We start from the raw sequence: 17,219 nt of genomic DNA, 5'->3' as shown, positions 1-17,219 counted from the left end.
TCACTATCGAATCCCGGAGTTTGCAAATGAGTGCTACGAACGACTATACGCCGCCGAAGGTCTGGATCTGGGACAAAGAGAGCGGCGGTCGCTTCGCAAACATCAACCGGCCGATCGCCGGGCCGACACATGACAAGGAGCTGCCTATCGGCCGCCATCCGCTTCAGCTCTATTCTCAAGGTACGCCGAATGGTGTGAAGGTTACCATCATGCTCGAAGAGCTTCTGGCGCTTGGCCACGATGGCGCGGAGTACGACGCCTGGTTGATCAATATCAATGATGGTGACCAGTTCGGTAGCGGTTTTGTCGCGGTCAATCCAAACTCGAAAATACCCGCTCTGGTGGATCGCAGTGGCCCGAAGCCCATCCGGGTTTTCGAGTCCGGTTCTATCCTCGTTTATCTCGCCGAGAAATTCGGTGCGTTTCTTCCGACGGAAACAGCGGCGCGCGCCGAATGCCTGTCATGGCTGTTTTGGCAGATGGGTAGCGCACCCTATCTGGGAGGCGGGTTCGGCCATTTCTACGCCTACGCGCCGACCAAGATCGAATATGCGATCGACCGTTTTGCCATGGAAACCAAACGTCAGCTCGATGTGCTCGACCGTCGCCTTGCGGAAAGCGAATATCTGGGAGGCAGCGAATACACCATTGCCGATATTGCAGTCTGGCCGTGGTATGGCGGACTGGTCAAGGGCCGGCAATACGACGCCGCGGAATTCCTGCAAGTGCAGGAATACAAGAACGTGTTGCGTTGGGCCAACCAGATTGAAGAACGCCCGGCAGTCCGGCGCGGCCGGATGGTCAATCGCACCTCCGGTGAACTTTCGACCCAGTTGCGTGAGCGTCACGATGCCAGCGACTTCGAAATGAAGACCCAGGACAAATTGGCTGCCAAATGACCGCCTGCTAAAACCAGAGTTTGCGCGGCGTTGGCAAACTGTATCTCGATGCCGGCAGCATTGGCTTGCCTGCCGGCGATTCAGGCAGCTTCTTCGTCGAGAGTTCCCGTCGGACAGAAAACCCGAAAGGTGTTCCGTCCCGCAGCTTTTGCAGCATAAAGGGCGGTATCGGCATTCTTCACGACGGACGGGACACAGTCATCGATAAGCGCTATACCCACCGACGCCCCAAGCTTCGGTGACTGACCGAAAAACTCCAAAGGTTTACTCAGAGAACCGACGATCTGCTGCGCAAGGTCTGTAATCGCATCCTCGCCGAATTGGGATCCTAGCAGAATGGCGAATTCGTCGCCGCCAATTCGGGCCACAACCTCGGTCCCATGACATAAAGCAAGGAGGCGATTGGCAACCTCTTTCAGACACTCATCGCCGACGGGGTGCCCCAGACTGTCGTTGATACTTTTGAAACCGTCGAGATCGATCAGCAGCAATGCGCCGCCCGGATTTTCGCCGGCATCGAGTTCGCACAAATCTGCAAGTCTCATCTGGAACTGGCTGCGGTTGGCCAGTCCGGTCAAAAGGTCGAAGTCGGCCAGATATCGCGTGCGGTCCAACAAAATCTTTTGCTCGGTGATGTCCTGTTTCATGCCAAAAATGCGAACAGGTACGCCATTTTCGGATTCGACAGTGGCAGTAATTCGTATCCAGCGGCGATTGCCTTGCACCGTTATGATTTCGGCATCCATCTCGAAGCCGCTGCGATCTTCTATTGCTCTTTTGCGGCGTCGCTGGAGTTCTTTCGCAGTGTTCTCCGCATAGCATTCCACGATCTCGTTTCGATGAAGGTTGGACCCGCGCGGCAGATCAAAGATGTCATAGACCACATCGGTCCAATGCAATGTCTCATCGGGAAGGCTGCACTCCCACACACCAATCCGGGCAGCCACCGAGGCCCGCGCGAAGATTTTGCGACTGTGTTCCAGTGCAGTAGCCTGATCGCGGATTATAGATTCTTTAGCCTGCAGCTCCGCTTTCAAGCGGGCAATGACGGCGGACTCGAGCAGCGGGACATCGGACATATATAACTCTGTTGCCTGGAGCGAGAGCGCATAGTGGCGCGAAAGTTGTTAATACACTTTATCGAGTGGCTTCGTCTCGCAGAAAATCGATGAGAGAATGCTGAAGCTTTGCCCGCCACCGTTAAAGGGTGGTGGGAACTTGCGTCGCCTCAAGTCGTCGGGCTTCGCCGCACGTGCCAGGCAAGTCGTGCAAGCGCGCCGCCAACGCTGATCAGTTCAATTCCGAGCAGCAATCCGACGAGCCATAGCGCCGTGACCGGCAGGCTTGCCCAAAGCACCAGAGAGAGCAGGACACCGACCAGCCCGCTGGCCAGCACCCAGCCCCAATAGGGAAATGGACGGATCGTTAGCGCAAAGACGATCTTTGAGATGCCTTCGATCATGAAGAACACGATCAGGAGGAGCGTGACCGTCAGCAGGCCCTGCGCCGGATCACGCAGGAAGAGGAAGCCAATAAGGAACGCGAGGATGACGGAAACGAGTTGCAGCCAAAAGTGCGGCACATGCCGCGCTCCGAGAAGACTGATGCCCTGCGCAACGCCACTGATGATCAATAGCCAGCCCAACAGGACGATGACGGCTACCGACGAGACAATGGGATAAATGATAGCAAGTGCTCCTGCTGCGACGAGCAGTACACCTTGAATGAGGTACCACAAGGAGTACCGCTTCACCGTTTCCCGCATGGCCGCACGGAAAACCTCTGCAGCCGCATCCAATGACATCGCCATGATCTGCTCCACTTTCCCCAGTGCCACACCTACTGCCGGAAACAGCCGTATCCGGCGATCCTGAATTGTGCATCCATGATGAACAAGTACGTAACTGTAACACGCCTGACAGCTGATGATTATCAACGTTATTTGCCATGATGCTACGGCTGGCAAGATGAAGTACGACCTCTCCTCCATAAGAGGTAGCACCTCTCCCCGGATCTACGCCTTTCGACGATGTAACTACGCCAATTTCAGCAGCCAACAAGCACGAAGTCCGACGCCTTCTACGTTGCGGGGTGAGGTAAGATGAACCGTCAGCAATCTTGAATGAAATAGATCGAGAGGGATGGGAATATGGCAACAAATTCAGAGCGGCACGTACCACCCAGCCGGGCGAGACGTCACTTCCTCGGCCTGACTTTCGCCATCGGCGCCAGAGTCGCAGCCGCGAGCGCCGCGGCGATGATTATTCCTTCGCTGCCCGCTCAAGCCAAGGGCAAATGGTGGGGAAAACCTGGCGGCGGTAATGGCAATTCCAAGGGCGGCGGCGGTGGTAATAATTGTTTCCTGCGGGGCACCTCGATCATGACCCCGACAGGCGAGACGCCCATCGAGGAGCTCGGAATCGGTGATCTTGTTGAAACCGTGCGCGGAGAAACCCTGGCAATCAAATGGATCGGTCGCCGCCTTTACAAGACGAGCGGCTCATCCTGGCCTGAAAACGTGATGCCAATTCGTGTCTCACGCCAGGCTCTCGACCAGCGGACGCCGCACAAGGATCTCTATCTGTCTCCCGACCACGCTCTGTTCATCGATGGCGTCCTCATCCGTGTGAAGGAGCTTGTTAACGGGATTTCGATCGTGCCCGCCCTTCCCGCAGGGCAGGAAAACATCGAGTATTTCCAGATCGTGCTCGACACCCATGAAGTGATCCTGGCCGACGGTGCTCCAGCCGAGACATTCCTTTTCAGGGCAAACAATCACGAGAATTTCACGAACTTCGCTGAGTATGATCGTCTCTATCCAGCAGACGGTCGGCGTCCTGCCATGACGCCTTTTGCGCCAGTCGTAGGCTATGAAGGCGGCCGACAGCATCTGAAGGCTCTTCTTCTCCTCGGGGCGTCTCCCTTTGTTCACTGGCGTGACCCTGTCCGTGACGTTTACGAGAGAATTGCGGTACGCGCCGGGCAACTGGTCACCTGATCCGGCAGGGAGGACGACAAAGCCTCCGCATGCAAACGGCAATCAAGTTTGCGCGTCTATCCTTACGCGCAAACTGACCCTTCATCTCCTCTGTTCGCAAAATTTTCGTTTGATGGTATTTGCAAACGAATTCTGCCTTATGGTTTCACCAGGTTGGATGCGATGACAGGATTGCCGTGAGCAGGTTGATATCGGAGCTGTATGAGGGAAACACCAACAGGGCGCACCTATTCCGGTATGCGTTGCTGGCTTTCGATATCGCCACTGTCCTTTTCGTGATCGGTACATCCTTTCTTCCACGGACCCAGGTCGTCGAATGGGCAGATACGGGTATCGGTCTGATCATTTTGCTTGATCTGGTAGCCCGCTTTTCGACCGGCGAGATGACGATGCGGTCAATCTTCCGACCCTCTACGCTTGCGGATTTTGCCGCCGTTTTCTCTTTTCTTGCCCCTCTTTCCGGCGAGGGTTTCGGATTTCTACGTATCCTTCGCACCCTTCGGTTACTTCACACCTATCAGGTTCTCGCGCGACTGCGTGCTGACTTCCCGTTTGTGCGCCAACACGAGGATGCCTTGATCGCCGTCCTCAATCTTTTGGTGTTCCTGTTCATCATGACAGGCGTGGTTTACGAGACGCAGCACCGGACCAATGCCGAGATCGCCAACTATGCCGACGCGCTGTATTTTACCGTCACCGCCCTCACCACAACCGGTTTTGGCGACATCACGCTTGAGGGGACGAGCGGCCGATTGATCTCCGTGTCAATCATGATTTTTGGCGTAACGCTCTTCCTGCGCCTTGCTCAAGTGCTGTTTCGGCCAAATAAAGTTCGCTATCTATGTTCGACTTGTGGACTCAACCGGCATGATCCCGATGCTGTGCATTGCAAAGCCTGCGGAGCTATCGTCAATATCGAGAACGAGGGCGAAGGTTGAGAGTCCGTTTAGAAACTGGGACATACAAAGGAGGGATAAGCTGTGTTCTATGCCATCTTGGCCTATCACGAGGAGGAAGTGGTCGAATCATGGACCAAAGAGGAAGACGCGGCGCTGATGGCCGAACTGCTCGAGGTCAATGAACGCCTCGTGAGCGAAAAACGTTTGGGCCCGGCTGCACGGCTTGGTCCGACGGGGCGCGCCGTGACCTTGCGGGGCAAGGATGCCGGCATGATCATCGATGGCCCCTTTGCCGAGACCAAAGAGCAGTTGCTCGGCTTCTACGTTGTGGAATGCCCGACGCTTAAGGATGCTGTCGCAGCCGCACGCGACCTGCGCCGTGCCAATCCCACTGCCGTTTATGAAATCCGGCCAATCCTCCTCTATCGCCCGGGTGCGCCGCTGCTGCCTGAACAGGAGAGTTGAGTTAAAGCTCGAAGGCCGCCTGCCCCTCATCGCTCGCGGTGACAACGCTGGCGGCAAGAGCGCGGGTGATTCTCGATTTCTTTTCGAGAGCAGCGTGGTCCAGCCGCTCGACAATGCGATTGGCCGTGGAGAGCGAACGCTCGATATGGCTGACGAGAAAGTTGATGACGTTGGGATCAACAGCAATCTGCCGATCAGCGAAGAGCTTGTAGAGAACGCCCGAGAGCAGCGTGTCGTCCGGCTCGCCGATTTCTACGGTCGTCGCCGCTTTCAGGCGCGAAGCGAGATCCGGCAAGGTCACAGGCCAGTTGGCTGGCCATTTACGCGACGTCATCAGCAGACTGGAGCCGCTCTGGCGCACGCTATTGATCAGGTGGAAAAGGCCGGATTCGTCGATCGGACCTGAGCCGATGTCGTCAATCAGGAACGGGCCCTTCTCGCCCGATGCGGTACCGATGCTCTGCGCATCGAGAACGATGGCATCAGATTCTGCTTTCCAGACCGCGGCAAGATGGGTTTTGCCCGAGCCTGTTGGACCGGCCAACACAACGATGGGCGATATCCAGCCCGGCCAGCGATCGACGATATCCACCGCAGCCATGTTGGATGCAGACACGATCAGATCGTCACGGGAATAGCCCGGTTCGTGGCCGAGATCGAGCGGCAGCTGGCGCGGTGTACTTGCATCGGTCATGGGGCGATGAAATACAGCCCGCAACGCTGCACTGTCATCTGATTTCTTTGGTCTTCTCGTTTTTGCGATGTTCGCCTGTGTAGAGCGGGGATTGCTGATAGCGATGGATGACGAAGCGCACGAGAACGCCGACGGCGGCAGCTGTTGGCACGGCGATGAGCATGCCGGTGAAACCAAGCAGCGAGCCAAACGCGAACAGCGCGAACATCAGCCAGACGGGATGAAGGCCCACGGACGAGCCGACGAGTTTCGGCTGAAGGATATTGCCCTCGATGAACTGTCCTATGCCAAATGCAATGGCGACATACAGAACATTGATATAATCGGGCCAGAACTGCACGAGCGCTACGCCAAGCGCCAACAGCAGGCCAACCAGCGAGCCGACATAAGGAATGAAGCTGATCAGACCGGCAAACAGACCGATCAGCAGACCGAAGTTCAGCCCGGTAACCGTGAGGCCGACCGCATATATGATACCGAGAAGGAGACACACCGTGCCCTGCCCGCGAACGAAACCAGCGATGGCTTTGTTCATGTCGCGCGCTATGACGCGAACGGTATGGACATGCTCGCGTGGAACAAGCTTGTCGATCTCGGTAACCATGCGGTCCCAGTCGAGCAGCATATAAAATGCCACAACAGGCGTGACGACGAATAGTGCCACGACATCGATCAAGGTTTTACCCGAACTCCAGATCGACTGCAGCAGGGTGGTAAGGAAGCCTGCGCCCTGCTGGAGAAGCGAATCCAGACTGCTGCGGATGACCGAAGCATCGACACCTATGAAATCCTTCAACCATTGAGAGTCGCGATTGGCGATGAGTTCCTGCAGTCGCGATACATAACTCGGCAAACGCACGATAAAATCGCTCATCTGCGAGGCGAGTACAGGCACGAGGATGATGAGCAACAGCGCAAAGGTGACGACAAACAGGACGAGGATGACGATAGTGGCCAGCAGACGGGACAGGCCGAGGCGCTGGAGATGGTCGGCGACAGGATCAAGAAAATAAGCGAGCACAAGTCCCGCGACAAAAGGCAGGAGAATCGATGAGAAGATGTAGAGGAAAAACGCCAGGAAAAGCATCGCGCCTGTCCAGAACACGGCCTGGCGGCGTACGCTTGCGCCAAGTGTGTTTACCTGGACATCCACATGAATGTCCTTGTCCTGAATTTCGACCGGGACAGGATCCGTTTTAGTCTTGCTTATGCTTTTGCTCATATCCCGCCATGTGTTTCATCCACGTCATGAGATAGGCAGCCGCGGAAGCTGCGGTCAAGAGGGCAACTATCCATACTAGTACCATGCGACTGCCGGTCAGTGAAAAATCAAATGCCATATCGGCCAGTGTGACCGTGACAAGAACAATTTGAAACGCCGTATTCGCCTTCGACACGTACAACGGATGCATTTCCAACGGTTTGGCGATGATCGCACCGAGGAGCACCGCGCCGATAATGAAGATATCGCGCGAAACGACGATGACGACCAGCCAGACTGGCAATTCCTTCACAAAACCAAGCACCACGAACAGCGAAACCAGAAGCAGTTTGTCGGCGATGGGATCGAGATAGGCACCGAGCTCTGACCCTTGATTGTAACGCCGGGCAATGAAACCATCGATGCCGTCGGAGATGCCGGCGATAACGAAGCCTATCAGTGCGGCTCCGACATATCCGGACAGCAAGGCCATCACGATGAACGGCACGAGAATGAAACGGAAGATCGTGATGTAGTTGGGAATTGTCACTGGATCCGGATTCCTCAAGGCATGCATACAAATCCTAAATGGCGTGGGTAAATGCTTTCCTCAACCCCAAACGGCGGCCAAACTGTCCATAAACGGGGTTTTCTTGACGGGAGGGTTACTCAGACCTTGCAGCAACGCCAGAGTCGTGCCATTTCGCGGGCAATAATCCGGAGCAGATCATGAATACCAAGAACGATCCCGCCAAAGGTGGCAAGAATGGCCTTACCTACGCGCAGGCAGGCGTGGATATCGATGCCGGCAATCTGCTTGTCGAAAAGATAAAGCCGATCGTGCGTTCGACGCGCCGGCCCGGCGCAGATGGCGAAATCGGCGGTTTTGGCGGACTTTTCGACCTGAAGGCCGCAGGTTTTACCGATCCCGTGCTGGTTGCGGCCAATGACGGTGTCGGCACCAAGCTGAAGATCGCCATCGATGCGGGCGTACATGACACCGTCGGCATCGACCTCGTCGCCATGTGCGTCAACGATCTCGTCGTGCAAGGCGCCGAGCCTCTGTTCTTCCTCGATTACTTCGCCACAGGCAAGCTCGATCCGGATCAGGGCGCGGCTATCGTCAGCGGGATTGCCGAAGGCTGCTTGCAGGCCGGTTGTGCGCTGATCGGCGGTGAGACGGCGGAAATGCCGGGCATGTACCGCGATGGCGATTATGACCTTGCCGGGTTTGCCGTGGGCGCAGCCGAGCGCAATCAGTTGCTGCCGTCCGGTGACATTGCCGAGGGCGATGTCATTCTCGGCCTCGCCTCTTCCGGTGTTCACTCCAACGGATTTTCGCTGGTACGGCGCATCGTAGAACTTTCGGGCCTTGGCTGGGATGCCGATGCGCCATTCAAGACCGGCACGACGCTGGGCGAGGCGCTGCTGACGCCGACGCGAATCTATGTGAAGCCGTTGCTCGCCGCCATCCGCGAAACCAACGCGATCAAAGCACTGGCGCATATTACCGGCGGCGGGTTCCCGGACAATATTCCCCGCGTTCTGCCCAAGAACCTGACGGCGAGCATCGACCTGTCGGCCATCAAGGTTCCGCCCGTGTTTTCGTGGCTGGCAAAGACCGGCGGCGTCGAGCGTGATGAAATGCTGCGGACGTTCAATTGCGGTATCGGCATGATTGCCGTTGTTGCGCCCGACAATGTCGATGCGGTGCTTGCGGCTCTGAACGCACAGGGCGAACAGCCTGTGCGGCTCGGCACGATGGTTGCACGCACCAATGCCGGGGTCGTCTATCAAGGCACGCTGGCGCTGTGAGCACACCAAAGAAACGTGTCGCCATCCTGATATCCGGGCGCGGCTCCAATATGAGCGCGCTCATTGAAGCGGCAAAGAACGCGGACTATCCGGCTGAAATCGTTGCGGTTATTGCCAACAAGCCGGATGCCGGCGGGCTGGAAACAGCACGGGCGCAGGGCATTCCGGCATTTGCCATTCCCCATCGCGACTTTGCTTCGAAGCGCGAGCATGAAAAAGCTGTTTCCGACGCCCTGCAGGCTGTGAAGGCTGATATCGTCTGCCTTGCGGGTTACATGAGAATTATCTCGCCGGAATTCGTAAGTGAATGGGAAGGAAAGATGCTCAATATCCATCCTTCCCTGCTCCCGCTGTTCAAAGGCCTCCACACGCATGAGCAGGTGCTCGAAGCTGGCATGCGTGTGCATGGCTGCACCGTGCATTTCGTCACTGCGGGCACGGACGAAGGCCCGATCATTGCGCAGACCTCCGTGCCTGTGAAGACAGGCGATACGCCCGATAGGCTCGCTGAACGGGTGCTCTCAGTGGAGCACGAAACCTATGTGCGTGCGCTCGCGCTGGTTGCAAGCGGCAAAGCTGTGATGAAGGACGGGCGAACGGTTTTTACCGACTAATCCGTTTATGCGGCATCTTCATCTTTGGTCTGCGCACGCACCAAAGAAAGTTTAAGGCCAAGGGCGTCGGCAACCTTTGTGATCGTCGCCAATCCCGGATTACCCTCCCCACTCAAAGCTTTGTAGAGCGCCTGACGGGTGAGGCCGGTCTTCTGAGCAAGCTCAGTAATTCCCCGCGCACGGGCAATTGTCCCCAGGGCGCGGGCAATTTCTGACGGCGTGCCGTCTTCGCACGTTGCCAGCAAATACTCCTCAATGATTTCTTCGGAATCGAGATGTTGGGCAGTATCGTAGGGACTTAACTTTATCACAATTTTGATCTCCTTAAATCCATTGCCATCATTTTTGCCCTTCTGACATCTCGGTCCTGAGTGCTTTTGTCGCCGCCGCACAGCAATATGATCAAGATGCTACCAAGTTCCACAAAATAGATGCGATAGCCCGGCCCATAATCGATGCGAAGCTCGCTTACACCTTCCCCCACCCATTTGACGTCACCCAGATTACCGGCAATTGCGCGGTCGAGTCGCTTCATTACTATGGCCTTGGCTCGAAGGTCACGCAGTCCGTCGATCCAGTTGAGAAAGCTATCTGTTTTCTGAATAATCCGCATTTGAGATGTAAACCATAGTTGTCAAAATTGCTAGATGCTAAAAATCGAAAAAGTAAAAAGTAATAAATTCTGGGAAAAATAATTAGCGCGGCCCAGCCACTCTCACCCAGACCTTGTTGTCGTGGAAGGCGGCGCCGCCATTGGGTGCTGGAGCATCGGCGCCAGTCAGGACATTGATCCCCTCGCCTCGCTCGAAAGCCGAATTGGCGAAGATGCCTTCGGAGATTACCACGCCGGGCTTGGTCACGGCCTGAATGCGCGCATGCACAACGACTTCACCGCGATCATTGCCTATCTCCACGCGCGCGCCATCCTCGATACCGAGTTCGGCCGCATCTTCCGGATGGATCAGCAGTTCCGGTCGCCTTTCCTTGACCACCGACGTCGGCGTTTCCGAGAAAGTCGAGTTCAGGAAATTATGCGCAGGCGACGTCGCCAGGCGGAAGGGGTGCTTCTCATCGGCGATTTCGATTGCCTGCCAGTAGTCCGGCCATTGCGGCAATGTTTCGAACGGGCCCTGCAGGCCCATCGATTGCGGCGGCCGGTTGGGTGACGGGCCGTTGGTCCAATCCGGCTTGAAACGGAACTTGCCATCCGGCCAGCTGAAACCTTTTTCATAATGCGCCGTTTCGAAATCCGGCTGGATGTCGAGCCAGCGGGTTTCCTTGAGCACGTCGAACCCGGGCAGATTGCTAGCTGCCATCATGTTGTCGATGAGTGTTTTCGCGTCGAGATCGAAGCCGGGGAAATCACCCACACCGAGGCGTTTTGCCAGTTCGTTAATGACAAAGAGATTGGGGCGGGTTTCGCCGGGACCATCGATCAACTTCGGACCGAGCACGATATGCTGCTGGCCGCCGCCCCGATAGATGTCGTCATGCTCCATGAACATGGTAGCCGGAAGAACGACGTCGGCGAGTTTGGCGGTGTCGGTCATGAACTGCTCATGCACGGCCATGAACAGATCATCGCGCAGCATACCCTGTTTCACCAGACGCTGCTCCGGCGCGACATTAGCGGGGTTGGTGTTTTGTACCAGCATCGCCATGACCGGCGGGCCGCCATAAAGCGCGGCCGGATCGCCCGTAAGCGCCGGACCGATCTTGCACTGGTCGATGTGCCGGATGGATGGGTCGACAAATGCACGGCCTTCGATCTCCCGCTTGTCCATGCGGAAAATGCCTGAATTCGAATGGAAGCCGCCGCCGCCCTCGTATTTCCAGGCGCCGGTCACAGCCGGAATTGACAGTGCCGCATGCATGTTGACCGCGCCGTTGCGCTGGCGGGCAAAGCCATAGCCGAGACGGAAGAATGTCCGCTTGGTTGTGCCGACGAGCCGGGCGAACTCTTCGATCGCGGCGGTGGTCAGGCCGGTGATCGCAGCGGCCCATTCCGGGGTACGCTCCTGCAAATGTTGTTCGAGGCCCTTCGGATCGTCGGTATAGGCGTTGAGATAGTCCCAATCGGCAAGTCCATCGCGAAACAGAATATGCATGACGGCGCACGCGAAAGCGCCATCGGTGCCGGGTTTGAGGACAAGCCCCAGATCCGCCTGCCGTACAGTGGCGGTCTCATAGATGTCGATAGCAACGATCTTGGCGCCGCGATCCTTGCGGGCGCGGACAGCATGGGTCATGACATTGACCTGCGTCGCCGCAGCATTGGTGCCCCAGATCACGACACAATCGGACTTTGCCATTTCCCGCGGATCGACACCGCCGAGCTTGCCGGTGCCGGCGAAGAAGCCGGTCCAGGCCAGGTTGGTGCAGATGCTATCGAACTGGTTTGAATATTTCTTCGCATGACGCAGGCGATGGATCGAATCGCGCTGCACAAGACCCATGGTGCCGGCGTAGTAATATGGCCAGACGCTCTCGGAACCATGCTCCGCTTCGGCCTTTAGAAACCGTTCAGCGATCAGATCGAGCGCCGCGTCCCAGCTCGCCTCTTTCCATACGCCCTCGCCCTTCGCACCCCCACGAATGACAGGCTTCAGCAGCCGTTCAGGATGATGAATGCGCTCGGCATAGCGGGCAACCTTGGCACAGATGACGCCAGCCGTGTAGCTGTTCTCTTTCGCACCGCGCACGCGGCCGATATGGCCCGTATCGAGCACCTCGATGTCAAGGGCGCAGGTTGAAGGGCAATCATGGGGACAGGCCGAATGGCCCGTGCGGAGCAGGACAGGTTTGTTCATGCGATATCCTTAGCGCAAATTCCGGCAGTCACAATGCTGCTTTTTGTCTTGGTGACAAGCTTGACGCCCGCACGATGTGCTGATAGTTAAGCAATTACTTTAGTATCATATCCGGAGGAATGAAATGTCGCTGAAGCTGTATTATCACCCGCTATCGTCCTATTGCATGAAGGTTCTCACGGCGCTGTACGAGAAGGACCTGCCCTTCGAGGCGCAACTGGTCAATTTCGGCGATCCGGAAGAAAACGCACGCTTCACCGAGATGTGGCCAATCAGGAAGTTTCCGGTGCTGCGAGATGGTGCTCGCGACAGGCTCATTACGGAGTCCACACCGATCATAGAGTATCTGGAATTGCATTATCCGGGAAAGGCACAACTTCTGCCGACCAACCCCGAGATGGCACATGAAGCGCGCTGGTTTGACAGGTTCTTCGATCTGCACGTGCACACGCATATGCAGAAAATCGTCGGGGACAAGCTGCGGCCGGAAGGCAAAAAAGATGGCTTCGGGGTGGAGGAAGCGGTCACAAAGCTGCGGACAGCTTATAGCGTACTGGAAAGTAGGCTGAAGGACCGCATCTGGGCCGCTGGGGATCAATACACCTTGGCCGATTGCTCCGCCTCACCGGCACTTTTCTATGCCAATCTCGATGTCCCGCTCGGAACTGAACATCCGAGCGTATCGCGTTATTTGGAAAGGCTGATGAATCGGCCATCCTTCGCAAGAGCAATCGAGGAAGCAAAACCTTATTTCCACATGGTGCCGAAGTGATTTAGTTCAGCAGGTGCTGCACTCTTTCGATTGCCCAATGATAGAAACTTCCGGGTTCGGCGGGCAGAACTGTCGGCTTTTTCTTGTGAATATGGAACCCGATGAAGTCTTTGTGACGTGTCGGTTCAAGGCCATATCTCGGGTCGAATATGCGAAGTGCATCTCGGCCCGTCCAATAGTAGAAACTCTGCTTCGGTGCAGCATCTGTGAAAAAACCGTGCCGGCGCGCCAGGCGCGAGATGCCATCATTGCCAAAGACAGTATGGCCGATCATCGCCGTCGTGACTTCCTTGCCATTCCAGCGGGCCAGGGCTGGCTTGATGACCCGGCGGTGAAAGCCGAGCCAATCGGGGAGAACTTCGGTTCCCTGGATATAGGCGACAAAATCGCCGATGATAGGATTGTCCGTTGGCAGATACAGTGCGGAAACACCAATCCGCGTCAGGGTATCATGCGCGAGATATGGCCGGCCCGCCGATGGTAGAAACGGTTTAAGCAGGTAAACATCCGTATCGAGCCAAGCTCCCTGGTCATACTTCATCAACATAACCCGGAACAGATCGCTAAACTGGAGAATCGAAACACCGGGTGTCATAGCCGGAAAATTACGGTTGATTCGCGCGAAGGTGGCACGAGGAAGGATTTGCTCGGCATCGTGAACTTCGATGCCAGCCGGAATGTTCTCAATCCCGCTGTATGAAAAAAGTTTTACGCGATGCCCTGCCAAGAGCATTGATGCGAGACATATTCGGTCAACGAAACGAAGAGATGGACCGAACCAGAAGGTGCAAATATCCAAGATTTATCCAAAAATGAATAGGCCCGAGCAAAAACGCGTAACCGCAAATAGGGCACACATCCAACGTTTGCCAGTAGATTACAAAAATTTAAGCCAGACGCATGATGGCGGCACCCATTGCGATCAAAGCGACAGCCGCAAGGCGCTTCGGCCCGACGCTTTCCTTGAGGATGAACGCCGAAATAGCCACCGCAAACAGGATCGCTGTTTCCCGCAACGCAGCAACCGCGGCGACTGGCGCCATGGTCATGGCCCAGAGCGCAAGGCCATAAGAGCCAAGCGTACCTACGCCGCCGATCGTCGCGAGACGCGTTCGCTTGAGGAAATGCGGCCACAATTCACCCGGACGCATGATCGTCGTCCAAACGAACAGCGGCACTGCATTCAGGACAAACACCCACATCGTATAGGAAGCCGGAGCGCCCGAGTGACGAACTCCGACGCCGTCGATCAACGTATAGGACGCGATCACCACCGCGTTGATGAGCGCAAGGATCGTGGTGGCGCGATTGGAGCCGGCCCGCCGCCGCGACTCCAGCGCCAGTGCAAGGACGCCGCCGCAGATCAGCGCGATTCCGGCCCATTTCTCCAAGGAAAGTACCTCGCCGATCAGCGGGCCGCTGGCGATGGCGACGATCAACGGCGCGGTGCCGCGCATGATCGGATAGGCCTGGCTCATGTCCCCGCTGCGATAGGCCGCCGCTACCAATACAAGATAGATGACCTGCGCGACACCGGATGCGGCCAAAAAAGGCCAGCTTTCGCGAGCGGGTGGTGTTAAAAATGGCAGGCAGATGGCCGCGATGATGCCGGCAGAGGTGACAACAACAACAGTGTTCAGGAACTTGTTGCCTTCGGATTTGACAACGGCATTCCAGCTTGCATGCATGAGTGCTGCAAACAGAACGATGAGGACGACGGTTCCGGACATTGCTCACCCGCAGCACGCCAGCGATACGTGTGTGCCTGATGCGCTGTATGACAGATTTGTGTCGTATGGCAAATTCGATAAGCTGGACTTCAACATCAAAGAAAATGATGAAGTACCAAGCCCGCTTGCGACCAGGCTCGCGGCATGAGAGAAGCCCAGCATGAACTACCGACACGCCTATCATGCCGGCAATTTCGCCGATGTGGTCAAACACATCATCCTGACGCGAATTGTGCTCTATCTCCAACGCAAGGAACAAGCCTTTCGCGTTATCGATACTCATGCGGGCATAGGCCGCTACGATCTCGCGGGTGTCGAAGCTGGCAAGACCGGCGAGTGGCAGAACGGTGTCGGACGGCTGCTCGACGCCAAGATCGATGCCAAGGTTGCGGAACTGATCCAGCCCTATCTCGATATCGTCCGTGCCGAAAATGCGGATGGCGAGATGCGGCACTATCCGGGATCGCCGTTGATCGTGCGGCATCTCTTACGCCGGCAGGACCGGCTTTCCGCGCTGGAATTGCATCCGGAAGATGCAGAGCTGTTGGCCGACATATTCGAGGGCGACATTCAGGTCCGCGTAACGAAGCTCGACGGCTGGCTTGCGCTCGGCGCGCACGTGCCGCCGAAGGAAAAACGCGGGCTTGTCCTGGTCGATCCGCCGTTCGAGGTGGCGGGTGAATTCGACCGTCTCGTCGATGGGCTGGTGCGGGCACACAAGCGTTTTTCCGGCGGAACCTTCGCTTTGTGGTACCCGGTCAAGGACCGGCAGGAAGTCCGGCGGTTTGTAGCCGCGCTGCAAGATACGGGCATCCCCAAGATATTGCGGACCGAACTTATGATTCGCGCGAGCTCGCCGGAACCGCGGCTGGATGGCACTGGCATGATCATCGTCAACCCGCCCTATACGCTCGATGACGAACTGCGCATCCTGCTGCCAGCGTTGTCGAAAATCCTCAGTGAAGAACAGAATGCGGGTTTCACGCTCGAATGGATACGCGGCGAGCAAGTTGACGCTTGACCGAAGGCAACGGCTGGTTGAGATTGCGACCAACGAGATTTCACGGAGAGTGATCCTATGACGCGCGTATCATCGTTTCTTGCTGCAAGCTTCGCCGTTGGCGTCGCGCTGGCATCGGCTGCCGCTCCGGCGCGGGCCGCAGACTATGTGGAAAGCGGGCCCGGTTACGACGATACGTGCGGACAGGCACGCGTTCTCAATCGCATCATCAACAAGTTTTCCTATCAGGTTCGTCACGTGCCCAATCTGCCGCAGGTTGCGATCCAGGACTTCAGCGATGTACGCTTGACGCACTTTGAGCCTAGCCGCGATCCGGAAATGGATGCCGTGGCCCGCCATTATTGCCGCGCGACAGCACATCTCTCGGACGGAGTTCAACGTCCGGTCTGGTATCTGGTCGAAGAAGGCCAAGGTTTCGTCGGTATCGGCAATAATGTCGAATTCTGCGTATCCGGCTTTGATCGCTGGCACGTCTACAACGGCAATTGCCGCACCCTTTACTAGTCAAAGCTAAAGCATGCCGATCGGCAAGCTGGCTCGCTATGCACTGTTTGCGGCTCTGATCGGCATTTCAATACTTTCCTATCTGCGCGAAGAGAATGCGCCGGTAACGAACGTTCCGATCGCACCTTCTTCTGATACGCCGATGGAACGGCAAGCCGGCAAGCCCTCGTCACTACCGTCCGGTACAGGTTTCGACTTCTATGTGCTCGCGCTTTCCTGGTCACCCAGCTATTGCGCGGCGGAAGGCCCGAACGCCAATCAGCAACAATGTTCGTCAGGGCGGCCTTACGGATTTGTCGTGCATGGGCTCTGGCCGCAATATGAACGGGGCTATCCGCAGGATTGCGATACGTCGCAGCCGCGCAACGTTCCCTTCGCCCAGGCAAAGCAATTGTCCGATATCATGCCATCGCCGGGTCTTGTTACCTATGAGTGGCGTAAACATGGCTCCTGCACTGGCCTGACACAGCGGGACTATTTTTCCGTGATGCGCCAAGCGGTAAAGCGTGTTGCTATTCCAGCCGCTTACCGCCAGCCAACATCACGTGCACCGATCAATCCGCTGGTACTGGAACAGGCCTTTGTTTCCGCCAATCCCGGACTTGCCAAAGACGGTATCGCGGTTACCTGCGACAGCGACTATCTCCGGGAAGTGCGCGTTTGCCTGACAAAGGATCTGAACTTCCGCCCCTGCCCTGAAGTCGAGCGTTCCTCTTGCAGGCGGCGCTCGGTGGATATGCCTGCAGCGCAGTAGTGAGGCGAAAATGCCGCTCTTTGCGAAAACCAATGGCAGGTTT

General features: G+C 56.6%; 20 protein-coding genes. 10 read left to right on the top strand and 10 right to left on the bottom strand.

Annotation, left to right across the window (positions count from 1 at the left end; genetic code table 11):
• Positions 1-26 precede the first annotated feature (26 nt).
• On the top strand, positions 27-899 hold the full coding sequence (yghU, locus tag C7476_RS06965; RefSeq protein WP_114429173.1) for a glutathione-dependent disulfide-bond oxidoreductase: 873 nt from the start codon (positions 27-29) through the stop codon (positions 897-899).
• An 80-nt stretch (positions 900-979) separates the two neighbouring features.
• Here yghU and C7476_RS06960 read toward each other — a convergent pair whose 3' ends face one another.
• Both C7476_RS06960 and C7476_RS06955 read right to left on the bottom strand, forming a co-directional pair.
• Positions 980-1,978, bottom strand: a complete 999-nt coding sequence (locus C7476_RS06960) for a diguanylate cyclase domain-containing protein (RefSeq protein WP_114429172.1) — start codon at positions 1,976-1,978, stop codon at positions 980-982.
• 149 nt (positions 1,979-2,127) lie between these two features.
• Positions 2,128-2,709 (bottom strand): HdeD family acid-resistance protein, encoded by a 582-nt coding sequence (locus tag C7476_RS06955; protein ID WP_114429171.1) that lies wholly within the window; start codon positions 2,707-2,709, stop codon positions 2,128-2,130.
• Positions 2,710-3,048: 339 nt separating this feature from the next.
• Between C7476_RS06955 and C7476_RS06950 the strand changes: the two genes are divergently transcribed.
• The 3 genes from C7476_RS06950 to C7476_RS06940 all read left to right on the top strand — a co-directional run bounded on the left by C7476_RS06950 (position 3,049) and on the right by C7476_RS06940 (position 5,261).
• Positions 3,049-3,897: a Hint domain-containing protein gene (locus C7476_RS06950; RefSeq protein WP_114429170.1), complete on the top strand. Its 849-nt coding sequence runs from the start codon at positions 3,049-3,051 to the stop codon at positions 3,895-3,897.
• A gap of 176 nt (positions 3,898-4,073) precedes the next feature.
• Positions 4,074-4,835, top strand: a complete 762-nt coding sequence (locus tag C7476_RS06945; RefSeq protein WP_245426193.1) for a potassium channel family protein — start codon at positions 4,074-4,076, stop codon at positions 4,833-4,835.
• Between the two features lie 42 nt (positions 4,836-4,877).
• A complete protein-coding gene (locus C7476_RS06940) occupies positions 4,878-5,261 on the top strand; it encodes a YciI family protein (RefSeq protein ID WP_114429169.1) in 384 nt (127 codons plus the stop codon).
• Position 5,262: 1 nt separating this feature from the next.
• On the opposite strand, the gene hdaA is transcribed toward C7476_RS06940, so the two are convergent.
• From hdaA to C7476_RS06925, 3 genes are read right to left on the bottom strand one after another with little or no spacing between them, the layout of a single operon-like run.
• Positions 5,263-5,955 carry a DnaA regulatory inactivator HdaA gene (gene hdaA / locus C7476_RS06935; RefSeq protein ID WP_114429168.1) on the bottom strand — a complete coding sequence of 231 codons (693 nt, stop codon included), beginning with the start codon at positions 5,953-5,955 and terminating at the stop codon, positions 5,263-5,265.
• A 34-nt stretch (positions 5,956-5,989) separates the two neighbouring features.
• The gene (locus C7476_RS06930; protein ID WP_114429167.1) at positions 5,990-7,177 is read right to left on the bottom strand and encodes an AI-2E family transporter; all 1,188 of its coding nucleotides are present in this window, start codon (positions 7,175-7,177) and stop codon (positions 5,990-5,992) included.
• A complete protein-coding gene (locus tag C7476_RS06925; protein ID WP_114429449.1) occupies positions 7,152-7,706 on the bottom strand; it encodes a CDP-alcohol phosphatidyltransferase family protein in 555 nt (184 codons plus the stop codon). Before C7476_RS06925 ends, C7476_RS06930 begins: the two co-directional genes overlap by 26 nt.
• Positions 7,707-7,885: 179 nt before the next feature.
• Between C7476_RS06925 and purM the strand changes: the two genes are divergently transcribed.
• Both purM and purN read left to right on the top strand, forming a co-directional pair.
• Complete coding sequence (gene purM, locus C7476_RS06920) at positions 7,886-8,971, top strand: phosphoribosylformylglycinamidine cyclo-ligase (RefSeq protein WP_114429166.1); 1,086 nt, start codon at positions 7,886-7,888, stop codon at positions 8,969-8,971.
• Complete coding sequence (gene purN / locus C7476_RS06915; protein WP_114429165.1) at positions 8,968-9,585, top strand: phosphoribosylglycinamide formyltransferase; 618 nt, start codon at positions 8,968-8,970, stop codon at positions 9,583-9,585. The genes purM and purN overlap by 4 nt, the downstream gene beginning before the upstream one ends.
• 5 nt (positions 9,586-9,590) lie before the next feature.
• Here purN and C7476_RS06910 read toward each other — a convergent pair whose 3' ends face one another.
• From C7476_RS06910 to C7476_RS06900, 3 genes are all read right to left on the bottom strand, one after another.
• Positions 9,591-9,899, bottom strand: a complete 309-nt coding sequence (locus C7476_RS06910; protein WP_114429447.1) for an addiction module antidote protein — start codon at positions 9,897-9,899, stop codon at positions 9,591-9,593.
• Positions 9,893-10,198, bottom strand: coding sequence for a type II toxin-antitoxin system RelE/ParE family toxin (locus C7476_RS06905; RefSeq protein ID WP_114429164.1), 306 nt, complete (start codon positions 10,196-10,198; stop codon positions 9,893-9,895). The genes C7476_RS06910 and C7476_RS06905 overlap by 7 nt, the downstream gene beginning before the upstream one ends.
• 82 nt (positions 10,199-10,280) lie before the next feature.
• A complete protein-coding gene (locus C7476_RS06900) occupies positions 10,281-12,395 on the bottom strand; it encodes a molybdopterin oxidoreductase family protein (RefSeq protein ID WP_114429163.1) in 2,115 nt (704 codons plus the stop codon).
• A gap of 124 nt (positions 12,396-12,519) precedes the next feature.
• On the opposite strand from C7476_RS06900, the gene C7476_RS06895 reads away from it, so the two are divergent.
• Positions 12,520-13,167: a glutathione S-transferase family protein gene (locus C7476_RS06895; protein ID WP_114429162.1), complete on the top strand. Its 648-nt coding sequence runs from the start codon at positions 12,520-12,522 to the stop codon at positions 13,165-13,167.
• Between the two features lies 1 nt (position 13,168).
• Here the strand turns inward: C7476_RS06895 and C7476_RS06890 are convergent, their stop codons facing one another.
• Positions 13,169-13,966, bottom strand: a complete 798-nt coding sequence (locus tag C7476_RS06890) for a hypothetical protein (protein WP_114429161.1) — start codon at positions 13,964-13,966, stop codon at positions 13,169-13,171.
• An 88-nt stretch (positions 13,967-14,054) separates the two neighbouring features.
• Positions 14,055-14,897, bottom strand: a complete 843-nt coding sequence (locus C7476_RS06885; protein WP_114429160.1) for an EamA family transporter — start codon at positions 14,895-14,897, stop codon at positions 14,055-14,057.
• 160 nt (positions 14,898-15,057) lie between these two features.
• On the opposite strand from C7476_RS06885, the gene C7476_RS06880 reads away from it, so the two are divergent.
• The 3 genes from C7476_RS06880 to C7476_RS06870 are packed head-to-tail and all read left to right on the top strand — an operon-like array spanning position 15,058 to position 17,176.
• The gene (locus tag C7476_RS06880) at positions 15,058-15,918 is read left to right on the top strand and encodes a 23S rRNA (adenine(2030)-N(6))-methyltransferase RlmJ (RefSeq protein WP_114429159.1); all 861 of its coding nucleotides are present in this window, start codon (positions 15,058-15,060) and stop codon (positions 15,916-15,918) included.
• A gap of 57 nt (positions 15,919-15,975) precedes the next feature.
• Positions 15,976-16,422 (top strand): hypothetical protein, encoded by a 447-nt coding sequence (locus C7476_RS06875; RefSeq protein WP_114429158.1) that lies wholly within the window; start codon positions 15,976-15,978, stop codon positions 16,420-16,422.
• Positions 16,423-16,435: 13 nt separating this feature from the next.
• Positions 16,436-17,176, top strand: coding sequence for a ribonuclease T2 family protein (locus C7476_RS06870; RefSeq protein WP_114429157.1), 741 nt, complete (start codon positions 16,436-16,438; stop codon positions 17,174-17,176).
• The last annotated feature ends 43 nt before the right edge of the window (positions 17,177-17,219 follow it).

Origin of the sequence: Phyllobacterium bourgognense (assembly GCF_003337575.1) — a bacterium.
Classification (GTDB): Bacteria; Pseudomonadota; Alphaproteobacteria; order Rhizobiales; family Rhizobiaceae; genus Phyllobacterium; species Phyllobacterium bourgognense.
This window is presented reverse-complemented; position numbering and strand designations above follow the sequence as displayed.